We start from the raw sequence: 12,750 nt of genomic DNA on the forward strand, positions 1-12,750 counted from the left end.
ATCGCATCATCGCAGCAGCAGGCAGGATTGTCGTGCCGGCATCCGGCAGGCCGGGCGCCTCATGCACTGCGTGTCGCAATCGCCGGGGCCACTGCCGCAGCGCGTCGTGCAGGCCACAGCACCGCAAGCTGGCCGAGCAGCAGCACGGTCACCGCACCGGCGGGTAAGTAAAGTGGCGGCAGGGGCACCGCGTCGTAACGGAGCATCAGCCATTGGTTGAGCAGCACTGCCAACAGCATGCCCAGGGCGCTGCCGCTGCCGACGATCAGCAGGTTTTCCGCCTGGAAGTAACGCAGGATATCGCCACGGGTTGCACCAATGGCGCGACGGATGCCGATCTGTCGCGTCCGCTGCTGGACCCAGAAACTGGCCAGTCCTCCGATGCCCAGGGCGGTGACAAACAGCAGACCCGTGGTCGCCGCGAGCAACAGGCCGATCATCGTCGTATCGCGTTGGAAATAGCGTGCGCGTATCTGTGCAAAACTGCGTTGCTTGTCGCCCGGGACCGTCCGCAACGGGCCGGATCCGGCCAGCACGCCGGCCACCTGCGCCAGCACGCGACCGCGGTCCTCCGCCGCGCTGCGCAATAGATAGTGCGTCTGATTGCCGGTGGGGAGTTGCGGCGACAAGGCCACCAGATGATCGAGCTCGGGCTTGCGCAGCCTTGGCCGCAGCAGGTCCTCCACCACGCCGACGACGGTGCTTTGGCTGTCCCATCCGTACAGCGTTTTGCCAACGGCCAGCTGATCTGGCCAGAGTTGCTGCGCCAGCGAGCGGGTGACGATGATCGCGCCCGGCGTGGCACCGGAATACTCGTCCGGTCGAAAATCGCGGCCGGCGATCAGGCGTGCGCCCATGGCCTGCACGAAGCCGGGCGAGCCGGTGTAGTAGCTGGCGTCGACGCAGCCGGCAGCGCCGCTGGATCGCAGTGCGATTGCGCGCTCCAGTGCGCGTTGATCGGCACAGATGCCGCTGTCGTCGGCGCCACCCGACAACGGCAGCGTCGCTCCGATTGCGGTGGCTGCCGTGACCCCGGAAATGCCGCGCAGCGCGATCAGGTCCGCCTGCCATTGCGCTGGCGCATCGGCCTTGGCGTGCAGGCCGCGAACGGTGACCAGCGATACTTCGTCTTCGGGCAAGCCGGTCGCCGTGCGCAGTCTGTCGATCCGGTCGCCGATCAGGAATACCGCATTGGTGACGAATGCACAGGTCAGCGCCACCTGCAGGGCCAACAGCCCGGCGGTGAGGCGGTGGTGCCCCAAGCTGGAAAGAATCGGGCGAAGTGGCAGGCGCATCTCAGAGGTCCTTGACCTGCAGGGCCGGGTTGATGCGGCTGGCCCGCCAGGCCGGCAGCAGTCCTGCAAGCAGTGCGGCGACGATGGCAAGCGCCACGGTGGTCAGCAGCATGGGTGCATCCAGGTGCGCCAGCGCGGCATAGTCGTCGGGGCGCTGGCGCACGCTCCAGAGCCCCACTTCGGCGATCGCGGTCCCCAGCAGGCCGCCCACGACGCCGATCAGTGCTGCTTCGGTGCCGAACTGCAACATCACGTGGCCGCGGCGCGCGCCAAGTGCGCGGCGCACGCCAATCTCGCCACGGCGGCGCAGGAATTTCGCCAGCAACAGCGCAATCACGTTGATCAGGCAGATCCACAGAAACCCCAAGGCCAGCAGCGTCTGCAGGCGCAGGTCGTTGGGCACCATCTGCAGGTGATCCAGCCAGTCCATCAGCGAATACAGTCGGGCCGTCTGCGGTGGCCGCTGAAAGCGCCCGCTGGCGTGTTGGGTCGCAGCATAGTCGTAGAGAAAACGCTCGTATGCGGCCACCTGTTGCGGGGTATCCAGTTGCACCCAGAACTGCAGCCAGCTGGTGGATGGGGTGTGGAGTTGTCTGACGCCGCTGTCGCTGCGCGTCTCCCAACTGCTGATGCTGGTGCCGGCGTCCAGCTCAAGCTCCATCGCGGTCGAGAGCGGCAGAAAGAAATCGTCCTGGTCGCCAAAGGCGCCCTTGCGGCTTGGGTCTGCATAAAAGAGCGGTTGCGGATTCCATTTGCCAACGACGCCAATAACGCGAAGACCGATGCGCTGCTCGCCGACGGCGACGGTCTGGCCGATTGGATTGCGTGAACCGAACAGGGTGTTTGCAAGCTGCTGGCTCAACACGATCACGCGCGCGTGGTTCTGGTCGTCCTGCCCGCTCCAGCCGCGCCCACGTTGCAGCGGGATGCCGAACAGCGCAAAGAACCCTGCAGTGGCATAGCGGCCGTTGAGGTCGAGTGGGGCTGTGGCGGCCGGCACCGGCCAGATCAGCGCTTGCCCGCTCGCCATTGCCGCTTGATGGACGGCCGGCCCTGCACGTAGCAGGGCCATCGCATCTGGCCAGGTCAGATTGTCCGACGGGTCGCCCCATTCCCGCGTGCGTGGAAGGTCCAGGGGCAGCGGATCCAGATGCGGGGTGTAGAGCAGCTGGCTTCTGCCTGGCAACGGATCGCGCGACATGACATGCAGGACCGTCAGCATGGTCATGCTCGCACCGATGCCCAGACCGATTGCCAGTACCACCAGGGTGCTGGCGATCGGGGTGCGCAACAGGCTGCGCCAGGCCAGTTGCAGGCAGTAATGCAACATCACCGGACGTCTTTGCGGGGTTCGATCGGCATCTGTGTCACCTCACGCGCTGCGCGTTGCCACTGCCGGCGGCACCAGCGCGGCGCGCCGGGCGGGCCAGAACACGGCGATCTGGCCCAGCGCCCAGAGCAATAGCGCGCCGATCGGCAGATACAGCACCGGCAGGCGTGGCAACTCGTAGCGGTCCATCAGCCAGATGTTGATGGAGTACGCCAGCAACATGCCGAGCACGATGCCGACCGAGGCCAGCAGGAAGTTCTCGATCTGGAAGTAGCGCAGGATCTGCCCGCGTGTAGCGCCCAGTGCGCGACGGATGCCGATTTGCTTGGTGCGTTGCTGCACCCAGAAGCTGGCCAGGCCGACGATGCCCAGTGCGGTGACGATCAGCAGTGCGATACAGACCGCGCCAAGTAGCCACACCATTGCGCGATCATTCTCGAAATATTCCGTCCGAATGTCGCTGTACGTCTCTTGTTTCAGGACCAGCCGGCTATTGTCTAATTTCATCAGCGCAGCGACGGCAGATTGCAGCACTTCTGCCCGCCGCGTTGGGTCGGTGACACGAATAATGTACTGGCCTGCGGTGTAGTCGATGCGCAGTGGCAGCAACATCGAGTAATTGCTTTGATCAACACCGCCGGCGCTGTTGTTGGTGGGGCGTGCCAGTGTCTGCACGATGCCGATGATGTGGAGTGCGGTATCGCCTGCATAGACTGTCTTTCCCAATGCATTTTGCGAGGGGAATAGCTTGTCGGCCATGCGCTGGGTGATGATCACTGACAGGCCTTTTTGGTCGATGGACCTGTCGTTATTGGCCTGTGCCATATCGATGAATTCGCTTGCGGTGAAGTCACGCCCCGCCACCAGTTGCAGGCCAAGCGTGCCGAGGGTGCCTTCGCTGGCCATGTATTGCGCAGCGCTAAGTGTCTGGCGCTCTTGTTCACGCGTCAGAGAGATGCTGCTGTTCCATGAATAATGAACAAAGGGAATCTGGTTGATGACGATCGCGCTGCGGACACCTGGCAGGCTGCGCAGTGCAGCCAGGTCTTCGCGTGTGCGCGCTTCTGCATTGACCTGGGTGCCGATGCCCCCCAATTGGATGCTGACCAGTTCCGATTCGGCGATGCCGCTGGGTTGCTGCAGCGTCTCGATGCGGTTGCCGATCAAGAACATGGCATTGCAGATGATGGCGCAGGCGAGTGCGATCTCGAGCACGATCAATGCTGACGCGGTCTTGTGACGGCGCAGGGTGGAAATGATGGGGCGGATGTCCATGGGCGGTACCTTCGGATAAGAGGCCGTGCCCGCCGCCGGGCGGCGGGCCTGGTGGTCAGGACGCTTTGAGCTGTAGCGCGGGCGCAACCTGGATGGCACGCCAGGAGGGCAGCAAGCCGGCCAACAGGCTGGCAACGAGCGCCAATGCGAAGGTGAGCAACAACATCTTCGGATCCAGGTGCGCAAGCTTGGCGTAGTCGACAGGTTGTTGGCGCACGACCCACAAACCCAACCATGCCAGCCCAAGCCCTGCCATGCCGCCCGCAAGTCCGATGGTTCCGGCTTCGACCAGGCATTGCGCAAAGATGGCGCCGCGTGAGGCACCCAGGGCACGACGCACGCCGATCTCTCCACTGCGGCGCAGGAACTTGGCGAGTAACAACCCTACGGTATTGAGCAGGCACACCAGCAGGAAGCCCATCGCCAGCCACAGCTGCAGTCGGACGTCGCTCGGGACCACTTCCTTGTAGTCCAGCCACTCCATCACGTTGCGCAGGCGGGTATTGTTCGGACGTTCAAAGCGCCCTGCAGCGCGCTGCTGATCGGAGTAGTTATCCAGGTAGGCTTTGTAGTCGCCGGCCTGCGCTGGGCTGTCAAGCTCCACCCAGTACTGCATCCATGTGCAGGACGCGTTGAGCGCTGTCTGATCGCTGTTGTCGTTTTTACCGTAGCAATTCATACCGCCGTAATGGTCCATCTTCAGATCCATTGCGACGGAGAATGGCAGATACACTTGCTCGCTCGAGCCGTAGCTGTTGGTGACATCATAGAAACGTGGGTTGACTTTCCAGTCATTGAGAACACCAACGATACGAAAGGTGTTCTTGTCCATGCGCAGGTCGCGGCCGATACTATTGCTGCCGTCGAACAGTTTGTCGTTGAGTTCCTTGGTGATCACCGCAACGCGTTCGTGGCCCGCGTCGCTACCGGCCGACCAGCCTTGGCCATACAGGAAAGGCGTTTCGAACATCGGGAAGAAATCTGCCGACGTAAAGCGCACTTCCGATTTGAAGGCAGTCATACCGTTCTTGTCGGGCTCGATCGCCACTCTTCCACCGGTCATCAGCGCTTGCCGTTTTGCACGTTTTTCGCGCAGCAGCGTTTCGGCATCGAAGCGAGTGACCTGGTCGCCAGGCTCTTCTCCCGGCTGGTAGCCTGCCTTGGGGTATGGGTCCACCAAGGCGCTGAACAACCGATCGCTCTTTTGCGGAATCGGATCGCCCGACAGCACATAGAACACCGTCAAGGTGGTCATGCTGGCGCCGATGCCCAGCGCGATCGCAAGCACCATCAGTGCGGTCAGTATCTTGTTGCGGCGGAAGCTGCGTAACGCCAGATTGAAGTAGTAGCCGAACATGGGATGTGCCTCTTATTCGGCCAGGGTGGGGGCGCTGTGGCGCGCGCGCATCAGGGCGGGGTTGCGTTCCAGATCGGTGGCCTGGCCGTCGACGATGTGCACGTTGCGCTGCGCGCGCGCGGCCAGTTCCGGGTCGTGGGTGACCATCACGATGGTGGTGCCCTGGCTGTTGATCTCTTCCAGCAGTTCCATCACCCCGCGTGCCATCTGCGAGTCGAGGTTGCCGGTGGGTTCGTCGGCCAGCAGCAGGCGCGGGCTGCCGGCCAATGCGCGGGCGATGGCGGCACGTTGCTGCTGGCCGCCCGACAGTTCGGTGGGGTAGTGCTTCAGGCGCGAGCCCAGGCCGACCTTGGTCAAGGCCTCTTCGATGCGCTGCTTGCGCTCGGCCGCAGCCATGCCGCGATAACGCAGCGGCACATCGACGTTGTCGAACAGGTTGAGGTCGGGAATCAGGTTGAAGCCCTGGAAGATGAAACCGATCTTGCGGTTGCGCAGGCGCGAACGCGCATCGTCGGACAGATGGCTGACGTCCTCGCCGTCGAGCAGGTACTGCCCGCTGGTGAAGGTCTCCAGCAGCCCGGCCAGGTTGAGGAAGGTGGTCTTGCCCGAGCCCGAAGGGCCGGTGACGGCGACGAATTCGCCTTCGCGCACATGCAGGTCCAGCGAACGCAGTGCATGCGTTTCCACCTGTTCGGTGCGGAAGACCTTGGAGACCGATTGCATCTTGAGCATTGCCGAGTCCTTTGCAAGAGAGGTAGGTGCGAACGAGCTTTAGAGTGGCGACCGCAACGTGGCGCGCGGTCGTCCGGCGTGTGTAAGTCTGAGTAGTGGCCGCTTTCTAGTGGACGGTGACGCGTGGCGCATCGCCAAAGTTGTCTGCACCGGAGACCACCACGCGGTCGCCGACCTGCAGCCCGGACAGCACCTGCACCTCGCCCAGGCTGCTGACACCCATGCGCACCGGTCGGCGCACCGCGGTGTTGCCATCCATCACATAGGCGTAGCTGCCGCCGGATTGTTCGACGAACGGGCCGCGCTCGACCTTGAGCACGTTGCGGCGCGTGTCCATCACCACCCGTGCGCTCATGCGCTGGCTCTGGCGCAGGCCCGGCGGCTGCTTGTCGGCAAAGCGGATGCGTGCGGTGACTTCGCCGTTGACCACTTCCGGCGACACCGCCGAGATGGCGCCGGGGAACGGTTCGCCGCTGCCGCTGGTGAGCTGCGCCGGCATGCCGATGGCCAGGTCGCGCGCAAAACTTTCCGGCACCTTGATCTCGACTTCGAACTTGGACAGATCCACCACGCCCAGGATCGGCGCGTTTGCCGCGACCTGGGTGTGCTGCACCGCCTGCACCTGGCCGACCTGGCCATCGAACGGCGACAGCAGCGTGAGCGCATCGACCTGGCGCTGCACTTCGGCCACCACCGCGCGCTGGCGGTCGGCGAGCAGGCGCTTGTTGCGCGAATCCAGGTCTGCCCCCTGGCTCTTCAGCGACGCATCCCGCTCGGCGTGCTGCAGGTCGATGTCGGTCTTCTTCAAGGTGTCTTGCGCCTTGGCCAGTTCCACCTGCGGCACCGCGCCGCCATCGTAGCCGCGCTGGTAGCGCTCCAGGTCGCGCGCGGCAGCCTGCTTGTCGATCTTGGCCTGGTCGGTGAGCTTGCTGGCGTTGGCGCGGGCCAACGTGGCGTCCAGCCCGGCGCGGCTGGATTCGGCTTCCAGGCCTGCCAGCGTGGCCTGCTCCTGGGCCAGCTTGCTGCGCAGTTCCGGGCTGTCGATGCGCGCCAGCTCCTGGCCCTGCTTGACCACGTCGCCGGCCACCACGCTCAGCGTCACCGTGCCGGCGGAAATGGCGTACAGCACGGGGCTGTTGGCGGCGATGACGCGGCCATCGGCGGCGATGTCGCGCACCAGGTCACCCTGGCTGACGGTGGCGATCCGCACCCGGCTGGCATCGAACGAACGGCTGCCGGCGCTCCACGCGGTGACCGCCCAGCCAATGCCGGCCAGTACCGCGACCACGGCGACGCCGGGCCATAGCCAACGGCGCCAGGGCGCGTGCCGGGCGGGTGTACGGAGAACCTGGTCCTGGGCGGAGGTATCGCGAATCATGGTCGGCTGGCTCGGTGGCGTCACTGCGATAAAGCAGGACGTGTGCCAATCTTCAAGTGATTGAAAGCAATCATCTTTATGGGCTGGCGAGCGGTGTCCGCAGTGTCCGCGGACACCGCTGCGGACAGGTTGTCCGGGCATGGTCATGCAGCGGACAAGAGCGGACACGCTAAAATGCGCGGCTTCGTCCTCAAGGGTTGTCCTATGTGCGGCATTGTCGGAGCGATCGCCGGGCGCGACGTGGTCCCGGTCCTGATCGAGGGACTCAAGCGTCTGGAGTACCGCGGCTACGATTCCTCCGGCATCGCCGTGCTCGATGGCGACCAGGTGCGCCGCGTGCGCCGCACCGGGCGCGTGGCGGAGATGGCGCAGGCGGCGCAGGCCGAGCAGTTCGGCGCGACGCTGGGCATCGGCCACACCCGCTGGGCCACCCATGGCGGCGTCACCGAGGCCAACGCGCACCCGCACATCAGTGCGGGCGTGGCACTGGTGCACAACGGCATCATCGAAAACCACGAGCAGCAGCGCGAGAAGCTGCGCGCGCTCGGCTACACCTTCGAGTCGCAGACCGATACCGAGGTCATCGCGCATCTGATCCATCACCATCTGGGCAGTGCAGGCGACCTGTTGACCGCGCTGCAACGCACCGTCAAGGAACTCACCGGTGCCTATGCGCTGGCGGTGATGAGCCAGGCCGAGCCGGAGCGCTTTGTCTGCGCGCGCATGGGTTGCCCGTTGCTGATCGGCGTGGGCGAGGGCGAGAACTTTGTCGCCTCCGATGTCTCGGCCATCGTGCAGGCCACCCGCCAGGTGATCTTCCTGGAAGAGGGCGACACCGCCGAGTTGCGCCGCGATGGCGTGCGCATTTTCGATGGCAACGACGCGCCGGTCGAGCGCCCGCTGCATCTGTCGGATGTGTCGCTGGCATCGCTGGAACTGGGCCCGTTCCGCCATTTCATGCAGAAGGAAATCCACGAGCAGCCGCGTGCGCTGGCCGATACCATCGAAGCGGCGATCGATGCCAAGGGCTTCCCTGCGTCCCTGTTCGGCCCGACTGCCGAAGCGGTGTTGCGCGACATCGAAGGCGTGCAGATCCTGGCCTGCGGCACCAGCTATTACGCCGGCATGACCGCGCGCTACTGGATCGAGGCGATCGCCGGGCTGCCGTGCAGCGTGGAGATCGCCAGCGAGTACCGCTATCGCGCCGCCTACGCCAACCCGAAACATCTGATCGTCACCATCTCCCAATCCGGTGAAACGCTGGACACGATGGAGGCGCTGAAATACGCCAAATCGCTGGGGCATCTGCACACGCTGTCGATCTGCAACGTGCCCGAAAGCGCCATCCCGCGCGCCAGCGAACTGGTCTGCTACACGCGTGCCGGTGCCGAGATCGGCGTGGCCTCGACCAAGGCGTTCACCACCCAGCTGGCGGTGCTGTTCCAGCTGACCATGGTGCTGGGCAAGTTGCACGGACGCATCGGCGAAGCCGAAGAGGCGGACTATCTGGAGCAACTGCGCTTTCTGCCCGGCAGCGTGCAGCACGCGCTGAATCTGGAGCCGCAGATCATGGCCTGGGCCGAGCGTTTCTCGGTCAAGGAAAACGCACTGTTTCTCGGCCGCGGCCTGCATTACCCGATCGCGCTGGAAGGCGCGCTCAAGCTCAAGGAAATCTCCTATATCCACGCCGAAGCGTATCCGGCCGGCGAGTTGAAGCACGGCCCGCTGGCGCTGGTGGACGCGGCGATGCCGGTGGTGGTGATCGCACCCAATGACCGCCTGCTGGAGAAGGTCAAGTCCAACATGCAGGAGGTGCGTGCACGCGGCGGCGAGCTGTTCGTGTTCGCCGACCAGGACAGCCACTTCAGCGAGTCCGAAGGCGTGCACGTGATCCGCACCCCGCGCCATGCCGGCGTGCTGTCGCCGGTGATCCACACCATCCCGGTGCAGCTGCTGGCGTATCACACCGCACTGGCGCGCGGCACAGATGTGGACAAGCCGCGCAACCTGGCCAAGTCGGTGACGGTGGAGTAGGTAGGCGCAGCTGATCGAAGGGCTGCGCTCGGTGCAACGCGAGCGCAGTCGCCGCCAGCTATGGCAACTAACCGCGTGCATGGCGGTTCTCCACCGCACCTGCAGACGACTGCCCGCCGCGTCTGGCCAACCTCCCCTCGGTTGCGTCCTGGCATCGGGTGACGGTGCGGCGGCATGCGTCGCCATGACCCACAGGTTGAGGGGTCATCGGGTCGTGCCACCGGGTTCAGGGCGCGATCGATGCGGAAGTGATGAAGATTGGCAGACGACCGGTCCGGCTGCCAACGCGATGGCCCAGGTTATGCATACGCTTGCTGCGAGGGTCCCATCACGCAGGAGGACGTATGCACGAGTCTTTCAAACAGGGCGCGCCGGCGGAGTTGTGGCAGGCGTTGGTACGTGAGGCCGGGCAGCGGATCGCACACCCGCTGGACGAATCGCGCGAGCACTATCTGGTGTTCGTGCTGCTGCGCCTGCAGCGCGATGCGCAGCTGGTCTCGCGCACCCAGGCGCTGGCCTGGCTACACGCGCAGGACCAGATCGGCAGTCTGCGGGCGGATGCATTGCGCGACATCGGAGATCAATGCCTGCTGATTGCAGGCCTGTTTCCCGGGATCGCGCAGCGCCGCCGGCTCAGCGTCGACTACTTCATCGAGCTGGGCCGCGGCGCGTATTTCGAAGTGGCCGACACGCGCTACAGCGATGCAGGCCTGTTTGCACAGTTGGCCGGGACCTACCGCGAACTGGTCCGCACACTTGCCGCATTGCGCCCGCCGCGCCAGTGGCAGCGCAGTCACGGCGGACTGCTGCATGCGTAGCTAAGCACCACTTCCGGGGCGGTCCCGACAGATGTGGGGACCGCCCCGACTGCCAAGTGCGCACGATGCGCTCACACTCAGCCCGCAACTGAGCGTTCTAGCCGACTGCGGACCGTTGTCTGATGGATCAAAGCACTGTGCGGTTGATCGCTGTCCGCGCGATCTGACAGTGCCATGTCGCATTGCGTGGGGGACACGCAATGCGACGCTGTTTCCAGGGGAAGGAATCCATGAAAGCGTTTATTGCGGTGGCGGCCTCGGCGCTGAGCGGCGCCGCAATGGCCAGCGATGTCCCGCCCGGCGTCGTGGCGCACGATGGCACCCGCATCTGGGAGCATGGCGCGCGGACACATGCGTGGGCGGTGGTCTCCGCTGGCGCAGCCTGTTCGCGCGCGGCGTTTGGTGGCAAGTACCGGTAGCGTAATGCTTGAAATAGTCGGTGCCCGGGAACTCCGGGCACCTTGCCATGCGGTGTTATGCGTTACGCCAGCGGCGTATTGGAAATGATCTCCACCCAGTAGCCGTCCGGGTCCTTGATGAAGGCCAGGTGCTTCATGCGGCCGTCTTCCAGGCGTTTCTGGTACGGCACGTCGAGGCTGTCGAAGCGCGCGCAGGCGGCGTGGATGTCCGGTACCGAGATGCAGATATGGCCGAAGCCGCGTGGGTCGCTGTTGCCGTCGTGGTAGACCGGGCCGTCCTGGGTTTCGGTGCCGTGGTTGTGGGTGAGCTCGAGCACGCCGGGGATGCCGGCCATCCACAGCCGACGCGCGGCATCGTCGTCGGGGATCGCGGTGCCGTCGGGCAGCAGGGCCAGGAAGTACAGGCTGAACTGCGCATCGGCAAAATGGCGCGCATCCAGAAGGCGGAAGCCCAGCACGCGCGTGTAGAAATCCAGCGAACGCTGCGCATCCTTGACGCGCAGCATGGTGTGGTTGAACACGAAGCCGGCGGTGTCGGCAGGTGCGGCGCTGGCGCCGGGGACGTGTTGCAGGTCGGTCAAGGGCATTGTGGTCTCCTCGGTGGAATGTGGTGGCAGGTCGGGCTGCGCTGGGTACCGATGGTAGCGGGGCAGGGGTTGTCGGTATGTCTGCAGGGTGCGCGTCGGTGATCTGGCACTTGCGCTCTGATCGATCGCGCGCAACAGCACGACTTGCGCTGGTCAAGCGCGTGGCATGGGCCTGCATTGGAATCCCAATGGCCAGGCCCATGCGCACACCGGCTGTCTCAGAACCAGATGCGCACGCCGGCGACGAACCGGCTGTCGCGTGCAGGCGCATCGTCGATCGCAGCGCGGCGGGCGGTGTCACCGAAACTGCGGCTGTGCACCCAGCCGATATAGGGCGCGACGCGGCGGGTGATTTCGTAGCGCAGCCGCAGGCCGACCTCGACCTGCTCCAGGCCGCTGTCGACGCCGCGCCGGTCATCATCGGTGAGGGCGATGCTGGCTTCCACGCGCGGTTGCAGGATCAGCCGGTTGGTGAGCAGCACCTCGTACTCGCCCTCCAGCCGCAAGGCTGCGCGGCTGCCACTGCCGACGTAGAGCGTGGCTTCGGTCTCGAACTTGTAGGGTGCCAGTCCCTGCACGCCGAAGGCGGCCCAGCTGCGATGCTCGCCCGCCCCGATGTCCTGGCGTGCACCGACCAGCAGATCCCACCATGGCGAGATGGCGTGGCCATAGAACGCCTCCACCCATGCGGCCTGCGTGCGCCCGTCCTGCCGCTCGCCTTCGCTGCGCAACCAGAGCCGGTCGATATCGCCACCGATCCAGGCGCGTGCTTCCCAGTCCTGGCCACTGCCGCGCGTGGTGTCGAAGGCTTCCAGCCGATCGAGCAGTACGTAGTGATTGATGCCTGGCGCGTGCATCGCATGGTGCTGCAGGGGTGCGAATGCCGCAGCGATTTCCTCGGCCGTGGGCTCGGGGATCGGCATGCGTGGCACTGCGCTGGCGGTGGGTGATGCCGGTGTTTGCGTCGTTGCTTCGGGATGCGGCGCGTGTTCCATCGCGGCGTGATCCATCGCCCCGTGCTGCGCCTGTCCATGTTGCATCGACGCATGCTCCATGGACGCGTGCTCCATCGCGTCGTGGTCGCTGTCTACCTGTGATCGCAGGGTGGGGTCCAGTTGCGGATTGGCAGAGGTCTGGCGTGTGGCGTGCTGGACATCGGCGTGCTGCATGCCGGCGTGGTGCGTCGATGTCGGCACTGCCGAAACGTCGGCGTGTACCGCGCGTTGCGCAGGCGTGCCGTCAGCAGCGTTTGTCGATGCCGATGCCGATGTGGTGCTGGAGTGCTGCGCGTGGTGCAGATGCGCATGATCCATCTGCATTGCATCTGCGCTCACCTGCGCGGATGACGGCGATGTCTCTGTCGCGATGGACGTCTGCGGCTGGGAAGCCGTCGCCTGCTCAGCCATCTGCATCGCATGCGCGTCATCGGCATGCGCGGATGGCGCCATCACCGCATGCTGATGCTCCTGTGCAGCAGCCGATGCGCTCAGCAGTAGTGCGAGCAGCGCCACGTGTTGCGTATGCA

Annotated in this window: 11 protein-coding genes; 3 read left to right on the plus strand and 8 right to left on the minus strand. The window is 65.0% G+C overall.

All coding sequences use genetic code 11. The features are described 5' to 3' along the window. Window positions 1–59: 59 nt before the first annotated feature. The 6 genes from CPBF1521_RS18440 to CPBF1521_RS18465 all read right to left on the minus strand — a co-directional run bounded on the left by CPBF1521_RS18440 (window position 60) and on the right by CPBF1521_RS18465 (window position 7,367). Window positions 60–1,295 (minus strand): ABC transporter permease, encoded by a 1,236-nt coding sequence (locus tag CPBF1521_RS18440; RefSeq protein ID WP_115677871.1) that lies wholly within the window; start codon window positions 1,293–1,295, stop codon window positions 60–62. Between the two features lies 1 nt (window position 1,296). Beyond that, a complete protein-coding gene (locus CPBF1521_RS18445) occupies window positions 1,297–2,625 on the minus strand; it encodes an ABC transporter permease (protein WP_115677872.1) in 1,329 nt (442 codons plus the stop codon). Between the two features lie 42 nt (window positions 2,626–2,667). Beyond that, entirely contained in the window at window positions 2,668–3,900 is a 1,233-nt protein-coding gene (locus CPBF1521_RS18450) for an ABC transporter permease (protein WP_115677873.1), read from the minus strand. Window positions 3,901–3,955: 55 nt separating this feature from the next. Continuing rightward, a complete protein-coding gene (locus CPBF1521_RS18455; protein WP_115677874.1) occupies window positions 3,956–5,257 on the minus strand; it encodes an ABC transporter permease in 1,302 nt (433 codons plus the stop codon). Window positions 5,258–5,269: 12 nt separating this feature from the next. Beyond that, window positions 5,270–5,989: an ABC transporter ATP-binding protein gene (locus CPBF1521_RS18460; protein WP_104583259.1), complete on the minus strand. Its 720-nt coding sequence runs from the start codon at window positions 5,987–5,989 to the stop codon at window positions 5,270–5,272. Between the two features lie 106 nt (window positions 5,990–6,095). Then, window positions 6,096–7,367, minus strand: a complete 1,272-nt coding sequence (locus tag CPBF1521_RS18465; protein WP_115677875.1) for an efflux RND transporter periplasmic adaptor subunit — start codon at window positions 7,365–7,367, stop codon at window positions 6,096–6,098. 204 nt (window positions 7,368–7,571) lie between these two features. Here CPBF1521_RS18465 and glmS point away from each other — a divergent pair, with 204 nt between their 5' ends. The 3 genes from glmS to CPBF1521_RS18480 all read left to right on the plus strand — a co-directional run bounded on the left by glmS (window position 7,572) and on the right by CPBF1521_RS18480 (window position 10,638). Further along, the gene (glmS, locus tag CPBF1521_RS18470; protein WP_115677876.1) at window positions 7,572–9,401 is read left to right on the plus strand and encodes a glutamine--fructose-6-phosphate transaminase (isomerizing); all 1,830 of its coding nucleotides are present in this window, start codon (window positions 7,572–7,574) and stop codon (window positions 9,399–9,401) included. 344 nt (window positions 9,402–9,745) lie between these two features. Beyond that, window positions 9,746–10,219 carry a hypothetical protein gene (locus CPBF1521_RS18475; protein ID WP_104583262.1) on the plus strand — a complete coding sequence of 158 codons (474 nt, stop codon included), beginning with the start codon at window positions 9,746–9,748 and terminating at the stop codon, window positions 10,217–10,219. Between the two features lie 230 nt (window positions 10,220–10,449). After that, on the plus strand, window positions 10,450–10,638 hold the full coding sequence (locus CPBF1521_RS18480) for a hypothetical protein (RefSeq protein ID WP_115677877.1): 189 nt from the start codon (window positions 10,450–10,452) through the stop codon (window positions 10,636–10,638). A gap of 62 nt (window positions 10,639–10,700) precedes the next feature. Here the strand turns inward: CPBF1521_RS18480 and gloA are convergent, their stop codons facing one another. Next, window positions 10,701–11,225, minus strand: coding sequence for a lactoylglutathione lyase (gene gloA, locus CPBF1521_RS18485; RefSeq protein ID WP_115677878.1), 525 nt, complete (start codon window positions 11,223–11,225; stop codon window positions 10,701–10,703). Between the two features lie 218 nt (window positions 11,226–11,443). Continuing rightward, window positions 11,444–12,544 (minus strand): copper resistance protein B, encoded by a 1,101-nt coding sequence (locus tag CPBF1521_RS18490; protein ID WP_115677964.1) that lies wholly within the window; start codon window positions 12,542–12,544, stop codon window positions 11,444–11,446. Window positions 12,545–12,750: the final 206 nt, after the last annotated feature.

Origin of the sequence: Xanthomonas euroxanthea (genome assembly GCF_900476395.1) — a bacterium.
In the GTDB taxonomy this organism is placed as follows: Bacteria; Pseudomonadota; Gammaproteobacteria; order Xanthomonadales; family Xanthomonadaceae; genus Xanthomonas; species Xanthomonas euroxanthea.